The following is a 16258-nucleotide window of genomic DNA, read 5'->3' as shown; positions in this document are numbered from 1 at the left end:
CCGTCCCTTCGCCCCCCCTGTCGCGCACGCCACCGCGTCGACGCTACGACTAGCGCGCGGTTGCCGGGCCTTGCGCCCCGTGGCCGCCCGGCAGCCACGGTCCCTCTGAAGGGTCCGTTCGCCACCTCCCTTGCCCGCCCGCCGCCGCAGACCGGCGGCCACAGACGCCGCGCGCCGCGCGGCCGGAGGTTTCCATGCTCGACCACCCCCAACACAAGTACCGCCCCGTCCAGCCCTTTTCGCGCGACTACGCCGAACGCCAGTGGCCCACGCGTCGTCCGAGCGCACCGCCGATCTGGATGAGCACCGACATGCGCGACGGCAACCAGGCGCTGATCGAACCCATGGACGCGGCCCGCAAGCTGCGCTTTTTCGAGCAATTGGTAGCGGTGGGCCTGAAAGAGATCGAAGTGGCGTTTCCCTCGGCGTCCGACACGGATTTCAATTTCGTGCGCAAGCTGATCGAGGAAAGCCGCATCCCCAGCGACGTCACCATCGAGGTCCTGACCCAGTCGCGGCCCGACCTGATCGCGCGCACCTTCGAATCGCTGCGCGGCGCGCCGCGCGCCATCGTGCACCTGTACAACCCGATAGCGCCGCAATGGCGCCGCATCGTGTTCGGCATGAGCCGCGCCGAGATCAAGGAGATCGCGCTGGCCGGCACCCGCCAGATCCGCGCGCTGGCCGACGCGCATCCGGAGACGGAGTGGATCTACGAATACTCGCCCGAGACCTTCAGCCTGGCCGAGCTGGATTTCGCGCTCGAGGTCTGCGATGCGGTCAGCGCCATCTGGCGGCCGAGTCCGGCCCGCAAGATGATCATCAACCTGCCGTCGACGGTGGAGTGCACGACCGCCAACGTGTACGCGGACCAGATCGAATGGATGCACCGCCGCCTGGCGCGGCGCGACAGCATCGTGCTGAGCGTGCATCCGCACAACGACCGCGGCACCGCCGTGGCCTCGGCGGAACTGGCGGTGCTGGCGGGCGCCGACCGCGTCGAAGGCTGCCTCTTCGGCAACGGCGAACGCACCGGCAATGTCGATCTGGTGACGTTGGCGCTGAACCTGGACCGGCAGGGCATCGCCAGCGGCCTGGACTTTTCCGACATGGCCGCCGTGCGCGACTGCGTGCAGGCATGCAACCAATTGCCGGTGGACGTGTTCCACCCCTACGCGTTCACGTCCGCAGCGCCAGCAATGCCTCCTGCAGGTGCCGCAGCCCGCGGCTGAGCGGCTTGTCGCGGCGCACCACCACCGCCAGGGTGCGCGCCAGGCGCGGCGCCAGCGAACGCAGCGCCAGGCTGCCGCGCTGGCCCGCGCCGCTCACCGCCATCCTGGGCAGCACCGCGCAGGCCAGGCCGGCGGCCACGATTTCCTTCATGGCCTCGGTGCTGCCCAGCTCCATGACCGGCTTGACCGCTACTCCGGCCTCTTCGAACCAGTCGTCCACCAGGCGGCGGGTGCGCGCGCCCGGCTCGAACAGCACCAGCGGCAATGCCGCCAACGCCTGCGGCGTCACCGCGTCGGGAATCGCCAGCGGCCCCCGCGCGGGGAAGATGGCCACGAACTCGTCTTCAAGCACCGGCGTGGCCTCGATCATGCGCCCCGGTGCGGGGAGGGTCACCAGGCCGATGTCCAGCGTGTTGTTCTCCAGCCCGCGCAGCATGTCGGCGGTATTGCCGGTGCTGGCCACCACGTCCAGCGCCGGAAAACGGCGCCGCAGATCGGCCAGCAGCGGCGGCAGCAGGTAGGTGCAGGCGGTGGCGCCGGTGCCCAGCCGCACGCGGCCCGTCACCTGTGAAGCATGCGCGGTCATGGCCTGCTCGGCCTGCGCCAGCGCCGCGTCGATGGCGCGGATGTGGGTCAGCAGTTCCAGTCCGGCGGCGGTGGGACCGGCGCGCCGGCCGACCCGCTCGACCAGCTTCAGGCCGAAGCGGCGCTCGAGCTGGCGCACCTGCAGGCTGACCGCGGGTTGGGTGATGCCGCCGCGTTCGGCGGCCGCCGAAAAACTGCCCAGTTCGATCACCTGCGCAAACGTGCGCAGGGCGTCCAGATTGAGGCCGCGCATGGGTCCGCCCGTCATCCAAAGTTTTGCTTATGTAAACCATAACAGACCAAAGCTTTATTTATGCATGGGGCTGCGCCACACTGGCGGCTGCTTTCCATCGATCCCCCACCGCCGAAAACACCGCCATGCCGCCCTCCGCCGCTCCCATCCTGATCCGCGACAGCGTCGACGCCGACCTGCCCGCGATCAAATCCATCTACGCGCATCACGTGCAGCACGGCACCGCGTCGTTCGAACTGGACCCGCCGTCGATCCAGGAAATGCGCCAGCGGCGCGCCGCCGTGCTGGAAAAGGACATGCCCTACCTGGTGGCCGAAATCGACGGCGAAGTCGTGGGCTATGCCTACGTGACCCCCTATCGTCCGCGTCCCGCCTACCGCCACACCGTCGAGGATTCGGTCTACGTCAAGGCCGGCCGCGCCGGCCAGGGCATCGGCGGCAGGTTGCTGGCGACGCTGGTCGAACGCTGCACCGCGGCCGGCTGGCGGCAGATGCTGGCGGTGGTGGGCGACAGCCGCAACGCCGCCTCGCTCGCGGTGCATGCGCGCCAGGGCTTCCATCCGGTCGGCACGCTGCGCTCGGTGGGTCACAAGCATGGCGAATGGCGCGACACCGTGCTGATGCAGCGCGCGCTTGGCGAAGGCGACGGCACGCCGCCGCAACGCCCGTGATCGCCGCCCGCGCGGTGGTCTGCCTGGGCCTGACCCAACTGGTCGGCTGGGGCGTGACGTTCTACCTGATCGGCGCGCTTGGACCGGACATGGCCGCCGACCTGGGCTGGAACCCCGCCACTATCTATGGCGGCTTCTCCTGTGCCATCGTCGTCATGGCGCTGGTTTCGCCGCTGGCTGGCCGGGCGGTGGACCGCTGGGGCGGCCACCGCATCATGCCGACCGGCGCCGTCGTGGCCGCGGCCGGCTGCATCCTGCTGGCCGCCGCGCACGGGCCGGTGGCGTACTTCGCCGCCTGGACGCTGTTGGGCCTGGGCATGCGGCTGTGCCTGTATGACGCCGCCTTCGCTTCGCTGGCGCGCGCCGCGGGTCCCGCCGCGCGCCGGCCGATGTCGCAGATCACCCTGTTCGGCGGACTCGCCTCGACGGTGATGTGGCCGGTGGGCCATGCGCTGTCGGATTGGCTGGGCTGGCGCGGCGCGGTGCTGGCGTACGCCGCGCTGGCGCTGGCGACGCTGCCGTTGTACCTGGCGCTGCCGCGCACGCGCTACGCCGCGCCGGCGCAGGCACCGGGCCAGGGCGGAGCCGGCCTGGCGCGCAATGCCCGCGAGCGCCGCCTGGCTGGCGCGCTGTACGCCACGATCGCCATGCTGACCAACTTCCTGGCGGCCGGCAACGCCGCCCACCTGATCCCCCTGCTGTCCGGCCTTGGCCTGGCCAAGGCCCTGGCCGTCAACGTCGCCGCGCTATGGGGCATTGGCCAGTTCGCCTCGCGGCTGGCCGATGTCGCGCTGGGATCTCGCCTGCATCCGCTGACCCTGACCCTGGCGGTGGCCGCCCTGCTGCCGCTGGGCTTCATGCTGGCGCTGTTCTCCGGCGGCCATCTCGCCGCCCTGGCCGCCTATGCCTCGCTGTACGGTGCCTGCAACGGCCTGCTGACCATCACGCGCGGCACGCTGCCGCTGGCACTGTTCGACTTCCGCAGTTACGGCGCGGTGACCGGCGCCCTGCTGATGCCCAGCTTCCTGCTGACGGCCGCCGCGCCGGTGGCGTACGCCTACGTCGTGCAACGGCATGGGGCGCATGCCGCGATGGGCATGTCCGCCGGCGTGGCCGGCGCCATCCTGGCCGCCGCATTGGCGCTGCGGTGGCGCTTCATTGCCCGGGCACGGGGCTGAACGGCGCGCCGCCGTCGCAGACCGCCGTGGCGGGCGCACCGCGGTCGCGCGCCCAGGCCACGTCGTCACGGCGTTGGCATTGCGCGTTCAACGCGGTGGCCAGTTCGTCGGCGGTGCCGGGCCGAAAGAACAGGAAGCCCTGCAACAGGTCGCAGCCGGCTTCCCGCGCGGCCCGGCAATGCGCCTCGGTTTCTACCCCTTCGGCCACGGTGACGATATCCAGATCCCGCGCCAGCTGGCAGATCGAGGCCAGCACTTTCTGCGCATCGGCCTGCCGCGCCGCGCTCCAGACGATGGACTTGTCGAGTTTCAAGCCCGCCAGCGGTAGCGTCGACAGCCATTCGAGGTTGTTGTAGCCCTTGCCGAAATCGTCCAGCCACACCTGGATGCCGCGGCTGGTGAACTCCTCCAGCATGCAACGGATGTCCGCGCTGGCCGCGTGCAAGGCCGCCTCTTCGGTAAGTTCGATACGGATATCGCGCGGCGCCAGTCCACACACGGCGATATCGCGCAGGATCACGCCGACGACGTCACGGCGGGCAAAGCTCTGGGGCGAGATATTGATATTGACCGCCGGTCCGCAGCCGCGCGCAGCCTGCCGCCAGCGCGCCTGGTCGCTCGCAATGGTGCGAATGCCCCAGCTGATCAGGGCTTGCGCGACCTCGGGCGCCCCGGCCTCGCGCAACAGGCCGTCGATGCCCAGCGTTTCGCCGCCGGCCGCCCGCCACCGCAACAGCGCCTCGGCGCCCACGATCTCCAGGTCCGAAGCGGCGACGATGGGCTGGTAGTGGAATTGCAGCCGGTCCCCTTGGATCGCGGCCAGCAACGGCGAGACGGGCCCGCCCTCTTTCCGGGGCGCCGCCGGTTCGCGGCCGTCGCCGGCGGCGCTATCCTGCGCCAACGCGGCGGAGAACGAATATCCCTTGCCGCGCAAGCTGCGGATCGGAATGCTCAGCCCGGCGGCTGCGCCCTTGCGCTTGAGGCGGCTGATGACCAGGTCCAGCGCGCGGCCGTTGCCGGGGATATCCAGGCTGGCGACCGCGAAATCGGCGCGGCGGATGAGCCGTTCGGCATGCGCGTGCATGCCTTTGAGCACCGCGCGCTCCATGGGCGTGAGGCTGACGCCCGGCCCCGCGGGCGAGACCAGCGTCCATTCGTTGTCGCACAGCCGCCAGCTTTTTTCGGCCGCGGTCGGATCGGGCGGCGCGTCCGGCCGCCGCGGCCCGACCGCCGCGGGCGGTTGGCACAGGGTCAGTTTGCGTTGCGCCGACTGGATCGCGGCCGCCACTTCGCTATAGCTGATGTTGGCGCCATAGCAGCTGTCGGCGCCGGCCAGCAGCGCATTGATCCGCACCGCCGGGCTTTCGATGTGGCGGATGGCGATGATCGTGGAATGGGCGAAGCGCGCGCGCAACTGGCCGATGGTGATGTCCAGATCTCGCGGCAGGCACAGGTGCACCTGGATTTCGCCGGCCTGGCACGCCGGCGCCGGTTCCTGGAGCGATACGGGATTCAGGACGAAACCGATCTGCTCGAGCGAATCGGAGATGCCCTGCTTGGCGAATTCGTTGTCGAAAATAAGGATAATGCGCGACCGATTCATGATGATTGAGCCCTGGGTGAAACCGCTTTCCATCGAACGGTATTGAAATGTTTGTTTGCATCTCCATACCGGGAACAGGGTCGCAAAAAAAGGGCGCTCAATCGTTCACGTCACTGCGCAAAGTCGAAAATAATTGAATTCCATTCACTTTTAAATGAATGGAATTCAATATATCGAAATAAAAATCACTGATCGGCGAAACGTAGCGACACGCGCCTGGCTACCGTCGCGCGAGTTCTGACGCCATTGCGGCGCAGGTCGACAATGCGCCGCGGCCTGTCGCCGGCGCAATGTGAAGCCAGGGGTTATCGGTGGGGGGACGGGCGGACGCCTCAGGCCCCGCCCTGCGCCTGCCATTTGTCCCAGCCGGCGCGGCGCAGCTTGCAGGCCGGGCATTCGCCGCAGCCATAGCCCCAGGCATGGCGCGCGCCGCGCTCGCCCAGGTAACAGGTGTGGCTTTCCTCGACGATGGTCTCGACCAGCGCGTCGCCGCCCAGGCTCCTGGCCAACGCCCAGGTTTCCGATTTGTCGATCCACATCAGCGGCGTCTCGATGGTGACGCGGCTGCCCAGGCCCAACCCCAGCGCCACCTGTTGCGCCTTGATGGTGTCGTCGCGGCAATCGGGATAGCCCGAAAAATCGGTTTCGCACATGCCGCCCACCAGCACGTCCAGCTGACGCCGGTAGCCCAGCGCGGCCGCCAGCGTCAGGAACAGCAGGTTGCGGCCGGGCACGAAGGTGTTGGGCAGGCCATTGGCCTGCATCTCGATGGCGCGGTCGCTGGTCATGGCGGTGTCGCCCACCTGGCCCAGCACCTTCAGGTCCAGCAGATGGTCTTCGCCCAGTCGCGGCGCCCATTGCGGAAAGCGCGCGCGGATGTCGCGCAGCACGTTCAGGCGCGCATCCAGCTCGATGCGGTGGCGCTGGCCGTAATCGAACGCCACGGTTTCCACATGGGCATAGCGGTCCAGCGCCCAGGCCAGGCAGGTGGTGGAATCCTGTCCGCCCGAAAACAGCACGAGCGCGCGACGTTGGTGATTCAGCATAAAAGGGGGTTTCTGCAAAGACTAAGGGATAGGCCAGACTTTACCGCAGCTGGCCGTCTTCCCCCGTAAGGAAGCCTGCGTAAAATCGGTGCCGTTCTCGTTTACGGTTTACCCGCAGTGCGCATCACCTGACCCTTCCCCTTTTCCAGCAGCCCGACGGATCTCCCGCCCGATGAATGCCAGCCGCCCGCAGTCCGATTCAGCAGAACCCTTGCGTCACGATATCCGGCTGTTAGGCCGATTGCTCGGCGAAGTCATCGCCGAATGCGAAGGCAAACGCGTCTTCGACACCATCGAGACCCTGCGCCGCACCGCCGTCAAATTCCGCCGCGAAGGCAATGCCGCCGACGGCAAGCTGCTGGAACAGCGCGTCAAGCACCTGCAGGGCAGCGACCCCAACTCGGTGGCGCGCGCCTTCAGCTATTTCCTGCACCTGTCCAACATCGCCGAGGACCGCGACCAGAACCGCAGCCAGCGCGCCCGCGCGCTGGCGGGCGACGCGCCGGCCCGCGGCAGCCTGCACGATGCCGTGCAGACCCTGGGCCGCCAGGGCGTGACGCCCGCGCGCATCCGCCGCCTGCTGGCCGAGGCCTGCGTCATGCCGGTGCTGACCGCCCACCCCACCGAGGTGCAGCGCAAGAGCACGCTGGACGTGCATCGCGAGATCGCCGCGGCATTGACCCAGCGCGACCAACCCCTGACTCCCGAGGAACTGGCCGAGCTCGACGCCGCGCTGCTCGGCCGCGTGGCCACGCTGTGGCAGACGCGCATGCTGCGCTACACCCGCCTGACGGTGGCCGACGAAATCGAGAACGCGCTGTCGTACTACCGCAGCACCTTCCTGCAGGTCATCCCGCGCGTCTACGGCGACCTGTCCAAGCTGCTCAACCGCGACGCCAAGCCCTTCGGCGCCCCGCCCGCGCCGCTGGAGCCGTTCCTGCGCATGGGCAGCTGGATCGGCGGCGACCGCGACGGCAACCCCAACGTCGACGCCGACACGCTGGAGCGGGCCCTGCTGCGCCAGGCCACGGTGCTGTTCGAGCACTATCTGCAGGAAGTCCACGCGCTGGGCGCCGAACTGTCCATCACCACGCTGCTGATCGCGGTCGACCCGGCGCTGCTGGCGCTGGCCGAACACAGCGGCGACGACTCGCCGCATCGCAGCGACGAGCCCTACCGCCGCGCGCTGGTCGGCGTCTATGCGCGCCTGGCCGCCACCGCGCTGCGCCTGACCGGCCAGAACCTGGCCCGCCGCAGCACCGTCGCGGCGCAACCCTACGACACGCCGCAGGAATTGTCGGCCGACCTGGCCGTCATCGCCGCGTCGCTGGCCGCGCACCATGGCGCGCCCATCGGCCGGCTGCGGCTGGCCGGCTTGCAGCAGGCGGTCGAAGTGTTCGGTTTCCACCTCGCCACGGTCGACCTGCGCCAGAGTTCCGACGTGCACGAGCGCGCGCTGGCCGAATTGTTCAGCCGCGCCGGCGTCACGCACGCGGGCCAGCCGCTGGACTATCTGGCGCTGGACGAGGACGCGCGCGTGGCCCTGCTGCGCGCCGAACTGGCGCAGGCGCGGCCGCTGGCCTCGCCCTGGATCGCCTACAGCGAGGACACCACGCGCGAGCTCGCGGTGCTGCGCGCCGCCGCCGCCGGCCGCCAGCGCTATGGCAGGCAGGCCGTGCGCCAGACCATCGTCTCGCACACCGAAACCCTCAGCGACCTGCTGGAAGTGATGGTGCTGCAGAAGGAAGCGGGCCTGATCGCGCCCGCCGGCCAGGACATCCCGCCGGAAGACGGCCTGATGGTGGTGCCGCTGTTCGAGACCATTCCCGACTTGCAGCGCGGCGCCGACATCATGGCTGCCTGGCTCGACCTGCCCGAGATCCGCGAGCGCGTGAAGCGCGCCCAGAACGGCGCCCAGGAAGTCATGCTGGGTTATTCCGACAGCAACAAGGACGGCGGTTTCCTCACCTCCAACTGGTCGCTGTACCAGGCCGAGCGCGCACTGGTCGACGTGTTCTCCAGCCGCCACGTGCGCCTGCGCCTGTTCCACGGCCGCGGCGGCTCGGTGGGCCGCGGCGGCGGTTCCAGCTTCGACGCCATCCTGGCGCAGCCGCCCGGCACCGTGGCCGGCCAGATCCGCCTGACCGAACAGGGCGAGGTCATCCAGAGCAAGTACAAGGACGCCGAGGTCGGCCGCTGGCACCTGGAGCTGCTGGTCGCCGCCACGCTCGAATCCAGCCTGGCGCCACGCGCCCAGGCCACCAGCGCCGAAGACGCGCACATGGCCCACCACGGCCCCGCCATGTCGTTCATGTCCGAGGCCGCGCAGCGCAGCTACCGCGGCCTGGTGTATGACACGCCGCGCTTTGCCGAGTACTTCTTCGCCGCCACGCCCATCGCCGAGATCGCCGGCCTGAACATCGGCTCGCGCCCGGCCTCGCGCAAGAAGGGCCAGCGCATCGAAGACCTGCGCGCCATCCCCTGGGGGTTTTCCTGGGCCCAATGCCGCCTGATGCTGACCGGCTGGTACGGCATGGGCTCGGCCATCGAGGCCTATCTGGAGACCGGCGCGCCGGGGGCGCCGCGCTCGCAGCGCGGCCGCCTGGCCCAGTTGCGCGAAATGGCGCGCGACTGGCCCGCCTTCCGCACCCTGCTGTCCAACATGGAGATGGTGCTGGCTAAGTCCGACCTGGCCATCGCCGCGCGCTATGCGCAGTTGGTGCCGCAGCGCGCGCTGCGCGAGAAGATCTTCGGCATGATCAGCGCCGAGCACGCCCGCACCCTGGCCATGCTCAAGCTGCTGACGCGGCGCGAGCTGCTGGCCGACAACCCCGCGCTGCAGGCCTCGCTGCGCGAGCGCTTCGCCTACATCGACCCGCTCAACTACCTGCAGGTCGACCTGATCCGCCGCCACCGCGCGGCGCAGAAGTCGCCCGCCGCCGAGGCCGACGAACGCGTGCAACGCGCCATCCACCTGACCATCAACGGCATCGCCGCCGGGTTGCGCAATTCGGGCTGAGGCGAAAGACCAACGCCGCGCCGGGGCCTCGCGCTCCGGCGCCCTCTTTGCCCCCATCCCCTCGAATCGGCCCTCCGTGCGGAACGCGACGACCCCGGCAGGCGGCCTGGTGGCGCCCCGCACTGTCCACCTGTCGAACACCGCAAAAAGGCCATTTGTCCACCCCCGGCAACTTTTAGTACTATCTTTTCCAGAAATTCTATATACGCACAAATGTTCGTATATAGAACACAACGATTTTTCTGGCCCGCGCACAGGAAGACACCGACGGAAGAGACAGATCGCAGTTCCCTGGTTCCGCCTGTGCCGCCCGCCGCGCGCGCCATGTAAGGCAAGCGAACCCTCATGGATACTCCCCTGCAGAATCTGGCCGTCATCGGCGCCGGCGCCATGGGCAGCGGCATCGCCGCGCTCTTCGCCTCGAAGGGATTGGACGTGGTCCTGGTCGATCCGATGGACGGCGCCCTGGATCGCGCCCGCGCCGTCATCGAACGCCAGTTGAACGTGTACGCGCCCGGCCAGGTCGACGCCGTGATGCAACGCATCCGCATGGCGCCCGGCCTGGACGCGGCCGCCAGCTGCGACCTGGTGATCGAGGCGGTGCCCGAGAACCTGGAGCTCAAGCGCGGCCTGTTCGCGCAGCTCGATGCGCTGTGCAAGCCCGCAGCGATCTTCGCCACCAACACCTCGGGCCTGTCGATCAACGCCATCGCCAGTGCTGTCGCGCGCCGCGACCGCTTTGTCGGCACGCACTTCTTCACCCCCGCCGACGTCATCCCGCTGGTCGAAGTGGTGCGCAACGACGCCACCTCAGAAGACACCGTGGCGCGCGTCATGGCGACGCTGCGCCTGGGCGGCAAGCGCCCGGTGCTGGTGCGCCAGGACATCCCCGGCTTCATCGCCAACCGCATCCAGCACGCCCTGGCGCGCGAGGCCATCTCGCTGCTGGAAAAGGGCGTGGCCAGCGCCGAGGACATCGACGAAGTGGTCAAGTGGAGCCTGGGCATCCGCCTGGCGCTGTCCGGTCCGCTGGAGCAGCGCGACATGAACGGCATCGACGTCCACTACGCCATCGCCAGCTATCTCTACAAAGACCTGGAAAATCGCACCGAGCCGTCCGAGCTGCTCAAGAGCAAGGTCGAGAACGGCCAGCTCGGCGCCAAGAGCGGCCAGGGGTTCTACACCTGGAGCGCCGAACGCCGCGAACGGGTGCTGCGCGACAAGAGCGCGGCGCTGGGCGAGCTGGCCGCGTGGCTCAATGCCAAGGCCGGCGATTCCTGACGCCGCCGCATCACCGAAACCCTACACCATAAGGCGCGCGGCGATCCCTCCGACGCGCCAGCGGGCCACGAGCCCAACCACACAAAGAAACCGACCGTCCCACCCGCGGCGCCGCCACATCCGGCGCGCCACGGCGCAAGACACAAGAGCAATACGCCTTACCGGAGTTCGTAGGAGGCACCATGAATAAATTGGCATCTTTTTTCACTGAGCTGATGCGCAAGTATCTGCCCGATCCCTTTGTCTTCGCGATCGCGCTGACCTTGCTCACCGTGCTGCTGGCCATGGGCATCGAAGGCCAGGGCATCGGCGACGTGACCCGCGCCTGGGGCAAGGGCTTCTGGAGCCTGCTGGCGTTCACCACCCAGATGGCCGTGATCCTGGCCATGGGCTACGTGCTGGCCACCGCGCCGCTGACCGACCGCCTGCTCAACCGCATCGTCAGCCACGTGCACAAGCCGCACACCGCCATCATCGTCGCCACGCTGGTGGGCGGCATCGGCAGCTACCTGAACTGGGGCTTCGGCCTGGTCATCGGCGGCATCGTCGCCAAGAAGCTGGCGCTGAAGGTCAAGGGCGTGCACTACCCGCTGATCATCGCCGCGGCCTACAGCGGTTTCACCATGTACGGCCTGGGCCTGTCGGCCAGCATCCCGGTGCTGGTGGCCACCCCCGGCCACCCCACCGCCAAGCAGATGGGCATCATCCCGCTGACGGAAACCATCTTCTCGGTGCCGATGCTGATCACCAGCCTGGTGATCATCGTGACGCTGCCGCTGCTGAACGCCTGGCTGCATCCGAAGAAGGGCGAGAAGATCGTCGAAGTGGATCCGGCCATCGACCGCGACGCCAACGCGTCCAACGCGGCCGAAGACATGCTGGAGAAAGGCACCCTCGCCTCCAAGCTGAACAACAGCCGCATCCTCAGCCTGCTGATCGGCGCGCTGGGCGTGGCCTACGTCGCCTTCCACTTCATCGATGGCGGCTCGCTCGACCTGAACCTGATCAACTTCATCATCCTGTTCCTGGGCATCATCCTGCTGGGCACGCCGGCCGCCTACGTGGCCAAGCTGACCGAAGGCATCAAGACGATCTCCGGGATCATCCTGCAGTACCCGTTCTACGCCGGCATCATGGCCATCATGGCCGCCTCGGGCCTGGTGACCACGATCTCCAAGGTGTTCGTCGACGTCGCCACGCCGGCCACGCTGCCGTTCTGGGGCCTGATCAGCTCGTTCGTCATCAACTTCTTCGCGCCCTCGGCCGGCGGCCACTGGGTCATCCAGGGTCCGTTCATGATCGACGCCGCCCGCGAAATCGGCAGCGCGCTCAACCAGACGACCATGGCCGTGATGCTGGGCAACGCCTGGAACGATCTGGTGCAGCCCTTCTGGATCCTGCCGGCGCTGGCGCTGTCCAAGCTCAAGCTGCGCGACGTGATGGGCTATACGGTCATCATGATGTTGTGGGTCGGCGTGATCCACATCACCGCCGTGCTGGCGTGGGGCTATCTGACCCATTGAGAGGGCCCCCCCGTACGCGCTGCGCGCGCCCCCCAGGGGGCGACACCTGCAGACCGGCAGAGCCGGATCTGGCGGTGTCCTCGATGGGGAGGCAGATGGAATGTTGAGAGGCGGTGTTCTTGAGGACGTCGCGATTGAGAACTGAATTGGGAGCTGAGATGAGCAAACCTACCGCGTATCTGGTGACCGGCGGCAGCGCCGGGATCGGCGCCGCCATCGTCCGCATGCTGCTGGATGCCGGGCACAAGGTGGTCAACATCGACTACCGCCTGCCCGAGCATCCGCCGACGGGGCTGGTGTCGTACCAGGCCGACCTGACCGACGAGGCGCGCACCAAGGAAGTGGCCGCCGAAGTGACCGCGGCCTACGACATCGTCGGCCTGGTCAACAACGCCGGCGCCACGCGCCCGGGCACCGCCGACACGGCCACCCTGGCCGACCTGGACTACGTGGTCAACCTGCATCTGCGCACCGCGCTGATCCTGGTGCAGGCCGCGCTGCCGGCGATGCGCGCCGCCGGCTTCGGCCGCATCGTCAACATGTCGTCGCGCGCCGCGCTGGGCAAGCCGGACCGCGTGGTCTATTCGGCCACCAAGGCCGGGCTGGTCGGCCTGACGCGCACGCTGGCGATGGAACTGGGCGGCGACGGCATCACGGTCAACGCCATCGGCCCCGGCCCCATCGCCACGGACCTGTTCACCAAGAGCAACCCCGCCGGCGCGCCGCAGACCGAGCGCATCATCAACAGCATCGTGGTCAAGCGCCTGGGCACGCCCGAGGACGTGGCGCGCGCCGCCATGTTCTTCCTGTCGCCCGACAACGGCTTCGTCACCGGCCAGATGCTGTACGTCTGCGGCGGCACGACGCTGGGCGTCGCCCCGATCTGAGGCCGGCCGCCATGTCCGCCCGCCTGCCCGACTCCGCCCGCCCGCGCCGCCTAGCGGCGCAGCAGCGCGTGGTTGATCTGGTCGGCGGCGTGGCGCAGCGGCGGCAGGAAGGTCGCCAGCATTTCCTCGCGCGAGAAGCGGTTGGCATGGCCGCTGACGTTCATCGCGGCGATCACGCGGCCGCTGCGGTCGACGATCGGCACCGCGACGGATTGCAGGCCCGGTTCCAGTTCCTGCGCCACGCAGGCGTAGCCGTCGGCGCGCACGCCGGCCAGGATGGCCTTGAGCGCGCCGATGTCGGTCACGGTGTCCTTGGTATAGGCCTGGATCTGGCTCATGGCCAGCACCCGGTCCAGTTCGGCCGCGGGCAGGCCCGCCAGCAACACGCGGCCCATCGACGTCACCCAGGCCGGCAGGCGGCTGCCCACCGCCAGGTTGATGGTCATGACCTTGTGCGTCGACAGACGCAGGATGTAGACGATGTCGGCGCCTTCCAGCACCGACACCGAGCACGACTCGCGCGTCTGCTCGGCCACTTCTTCCATGTAGGGCAGCGCCAGGTTCCACAACGGCGTGCCCGACAGGTAGGCGTAGCCCAGTTCGAGGATGCGCGGGGTCAGCGCGAACTTGCGGTCCTCGACCGTGACGTAGCCCAGGTGCTCCAGTGTCAGCAGGATGCGACGCGCGCCGGCGCGGGTCAGGCCGGTCACGGCCGCGACCTCGGACAGCGTCATCTGGGAACGATCGGGGCCAAACGCCCGGATCACGGACAGGCCGCGCGCAAAAGATTGAACGTAGCTGTCGCTGGGTTGCTGGGTTGCTTGCTCGGCCATCCGTCTACCGCGAGAAAAAACGTTGCCGCTGGCGGCAACCCTGGACGGGGAGGATCGGGCCGCGCCGGCTTGCCTTGACGGTCGACCATCCCCATGAAACGATGTTCTTCAGAAGAACGAAAGTTCTAATTAAGAACAAATTATGACACGCCACCTATGAGCGAACACCATGATTTCTAAGCTTGTTGCAAGCGCGGCGGCCGCCCTCGCCGACGTCCCCGACGGCGCCACCGTCATGATCGGCGGCTTCGGCACCGCCGGCCAGCCCATGGAACTGATCGACGCCCTGCTCGAGCAAGGCGCCAAGGACCTGGTCATCATCAACAACAACGCCGGCAACGGCACCACCGGCCTGGCCGCCCTGCTGGGCGCCAACCGCGTGCGCAAGATCATCTGCTCGTTCCCGCGCCAGGTGGACTCGCAGATCTTCGACGGCCTGTACCGCAGCGGCAAGATCGAGCTCGAACTTGTGCCCCAGGGCAACCTGGCCGAGCGCATCCGCGCCGCCGGCGCCGGCATCGGCGCGTTCTACTCGCCCACCGGCTACGGCACCCCGCTGGCCGACGGCAAGGAAACCCGCGAGATCAACGGCCGCCAATACGTGCTGGAATATCCGCTGCACGCCGACTACGCGCTCATCAAGGCCGAGCGCGGCGACCGCTGGGGCAACCTGGTGTACCGCAAGACCGCGCGCAACTTCGGCCCCATCATGGCCAGCGCCGCGCGCGTGGCCGTGGCGCAGGTGCGTGAAGTCGTCGAACTGGGCGCCCTCGATCCGGAAACCGTCGTCACCCCCGGCATCTTCGTGCAGCGCGTCGTGCAGATCGACGCCGCCCAGGCCGCCAAGGAGCAGCAATGAGCACCAAACTGACCCGCGACCAGATCGCCGCCCGCGTCGCCCAGGACATCCCTGAAGGCGCCTACGTCAACCTCGGCATCGGCCTGCCCACGCTGGTGGCCAACCACCTGCCGGCCGACCGCGAAGTCATCCTGCACACCGAGAACGGCATGCTGGGCATGGGCCCCGCGCCGGCCAAGGGCGAAGAAGACTACGACCTGATCAACGCCGGCAAGCAGCCCGTCACCGAACTGCCCGGCTGCTCGTTCTTCCATCACGCCGACTCGTTCGCGATGATGCGCGGCGGCCACCTGGACATCTGCGTGCTGGGCGCCTTCCAGGTGTCGCAGCACGGCGACCTGGCCAACTGGCACACCGGCGCGCCCGACGCCATCCCCGCCGTGGGCGGCGCGATGGACCTGGCCATCGGCGCCAAGGACGTCTTCGTCATGATGGAACTGCAGACCCGCGAAGGCCAGAGCAAGCTGGTCGACGCCTGCACCTATCCGCTGACCGGCGTGCGCTGCGTGTCGCGCGTGTACACCGACGTGGCCGTGTTCGACATCCGCGCCGACGGCGTCACGGTGATCGACATGTTCGGCGAAACCACCGCCGACGAACTGCTGCGCCTGACCGGCCTGCCGCTGAAGTTTTCCAACTGATCAATCCCCGCGCCCCGGCAACGCCGGGGCCGATTTCCTGGAGACACCCATCATGTTGTTCATGGTTCAAATGCAGGTCAATCTGCCCGTCGACATGCCGGCGGCCCAAGCCGACAAGCTCAAGGCCGACGAAAAGGCCCTGGCGCAGCAGCTGCAACGCGACGGCAAGTGGAAGAGCCTGTGGCGCGTCGTCGGCCGCTACGCCAACGTCAGCATCTTCGACGTGCAGGACAACGACGAACTGCACGCGCTGCTGTCGTCGCTGCCGCTGTTCCCGTACATGGACATCCAGGTGACGGCGCTGGCGCGCCATCCCTCGGCCATCTGAACGGAGCCGCCCATGCCCTACATCATCGAAACCTTCGACAAGCCCGACCACCAGGCCGTGCGCCAGCAGCATCGCGCCGCGCACCTCGAATACCTGGACGCCAACAAGCACCTGCTGCTGGCCTGCGGCGCCAAGCTGCAGGATGACGGCAAGGACCTGGGCGGCGGCCTGTACATCGTCGACCTGGACACGCGCGAGGCCGCGCAGCAGTTCATCGACGCCGATCCCTTCGCCCAGGCGCAGCTGTTCCAGCGCGTGACCATCACGCGCTGGCGCAAGGCCTACGTCGACGGCACCTGCCACCTGTAATCGCCACGCG

The 16258-nt window shown here is 68.4% G+C and carries 15 protein-coding genes; 11 read left to right on the top strand and 4 right to left on the bottom strand.

All coding sequences use genetic code 11. From position 1 onward, the window contains the following. Positions 1-194 precede the first annotated feature (194 nt). Complete coding sequence (locus DK459_RS06210) at positions 195-1232, top strand: 2-isopropylmalate synthase (protein ID WP_006384641.1); 1038 nt, start codon at positions 195-197, stop codon at positions 1230-1232. On the opposite strand, the gene DK459_RS06205 is transcribed toward DK459_RS06210, so the two are convergent. Next, on the bottom strand, positions 1180-2070 hold the full coding sequence (locus DK459_RS06205) for a LysR family transcriptional regulator (RefSeq protein WP_026382245.1): 891 nt from the start codon (positions 2068-2070) through the stop codon (positions 1180-1182). The genes DK459_RS06210 and DK459_RS06205 overlap by 53 nt on opposite strands. A gap of 125 nt (positions 2071-2195) precedes the next feature. Here DK459_RS06205 and DK459_RS06200 point away from each other — a divergent pair, with 125 nt between their 5' ends. Together DK459_RS06200 and DK459_RS06195 are read left to right on the top strand one after the other, a co-directional pair. Then, complete coding sequence (locus DK459_RS06200) at positions 2196-2741, top strand: GNAT family N-acetyltransferase (RefSeq protein WP_006390053.1); 546 nt, start codon at positions 2196-2198, stop codon at positions 2739-2741. Beyond that, the gene (locus DK459_RS06195) at positions 2738-3919 is read left to right on the top strand and encodes an MFS transporter (RefSeq protein WP_038504502.1); all 1182 of its coding nucleotides are present in this window, start codon (positions 2738-2740) and stop codon (positions 3917-3919) included. The genes DK459_RS06200 and DK459_RS06195 overlap by 4 nt, the downstream gene beginning before the upstream one ends. Here the strand turns inward: DK459_RS06195 and DK459_RS06190 are convergent. Then, on the bottom strand, positions 3897-5522 hold the full coding sequence (locus tag DK459_RS06190) for an EAL domain-containing protein (RefSeq protein ID WP_223203262.1): 1626 nt from the start codon (positions 5520-5522) through the stop codon (positions 3897-3899). The two genes, DK459_RS06195 and DK459_RS06190, sit on opposite strands and share 23 nt — an antisense overlap. A gap of 332 nt (positions 5523-5854) precedes the next feature. Then, positions 5855-6568: a 7-cyano-7-deazaguanine synthase QueC gene (gene queC / locus DK459_RS06185; protein ID WP_006390049.1), complete on the bottom strand. Its 714-nt coding sequence runs from the start codon at positions 6566-6568 to the stop codon at positions 5855-5857. Positions 6569-6740: 172 nt separating this feature from the next. Here queC and ppc point away from each other — a divergent pair, with 172 nt between their 5' ends. From ppc to DK459_RS06165, 4 genes are all read left to right on the top strand, one after another. Continuing rightward, entirely contained in the window at positions 6741-9587 is a 2847-nt protein-coding gene (gene ppc, locus DK459_RS06180) for a phosphoenolpyruvate carboxylase (RefSeq protein ID WP_054497868.1), read from the top strand. Positions 9588-9932: 345 nt separating this feature from the next. After that, the gene (locus tag DK459_RS06175) at positions 9933-10868 is read left to right on the top strand and encodes a 3-hydroxyacyl-CoA dehydrogenase family protein (RefSeq protein WP_006390045.1); all 936 of its coding nucleotides are present in this window, start codon (positions 9933-9935) and stop codon (positions 10866-10868) included. A gap of 182 nt (positions 10869-11050) precedes the next feature. Then, positions 11051-12391 carry a short-chain fatty acid transporter gene (locus tag DK459_RS06170; protein ID WP_006390043.1) on the top strand — a complete coding sequence of 447 codons (1341 nt, stop codon included), beginning with the start codon at positions 11051-11053 and terminating at the stop codon, positions 12389-12391. Positions 12392-12549: 158 nt separating this feature from the next. Continuing rightward, on the top strand, positions 12550-13278 hold the full coding sequence (locus tag DK459_RS06165) for an SDR family NAD(P)-dependent oxidoreductase (RefSeq protein ID WP_006390042.1): 729 nt from the start codon (positions 12550-12552) through the stop codon (positions 13276-13278). 50 nt (positions 13279-13328) lie between these two features. Here the strand turns inward: DK459_RS06165 and DK459_RS06160 are convergent, their stop codons facing one another. Next, positions 13329-14111: an IclR family transcriptional regulator gene (locus DK459_RS06160; RefSeq protein ID WP_020926101.1), complete on the bottom strand. Its 783-nt coding sequence runs from the start codon at positions 14109-14111 to the stop codon at positions 13329-13331. Between the two features lie 169 nt (positions 14112-14280). Between DK459_RS06160 and DK459_RS06155 the strand changes: the two genes are divergently transcribed. The 4 genes from DK459_RS06155 to DK459_RS06140 are packed head-to-tail and all read left to right on the top strand — an operon-like array spanning position 14281 to position 16248. Then, positions 14281-14970, top strand: coding sequence for a 3-oxoacid CoA-transferase subunit A (locus DK459_RS06155; protein ID WP_006390038.1), 690 nt, complete (start codon positions 14281-14283; stop codon positions 14968-14970). Next, entirely contained in the window at positions 14967-15611 is a 645-nt protein-coding gene (locus DK459_RS06150) for a 3-oxoacid CoA-transferase subunit B (protein ID WP_020926099.1), read from the top strand. Before DK459_RS06155 ends, DK459_RS06150 begins: the two co-directional genes overlap by 4 nt. A 52-nt stretch (positions 15612-15663) precedes the next feature. Then, on the top strand, positions 15664-15939 hold the full coding sequence (gene catC / locus DK459_RS06145; protein ID WP_020926098.1) for a muconolactone Delta-isomerase: 276 nt from the start codon (positions 15664-15666) through the stop codon (positions 15937-15939). 12 nt (positions 15940-15951) lie between these two features. Next, positions 15952-16248 (top strand): YciI family protein, encoded by a 297-nt coding sequence (locus DK459_RS06140; protein WP_024070579.1) that lies wholly within the window; start codon positions 15952-15954, stop codon positions 16246-16248. The last annotated feature ends 10 nt before the right edge of the window (positions 16249-16258 follow it).

This window comes from Achromobacter sp. RW408, assembly GCF_003184165.1.
GTDB lineage: Bacteria > Pseudomonadota > Gammaproteobacteria > Burkholderiales > Burkholderiaceae_B > Achromobacter > Achromobacter xylosoxidans.
Note: the sequence above shows the minus strand (reverse complement) of the source record. Positions and strands in the feature narration are given on the sequence as shown.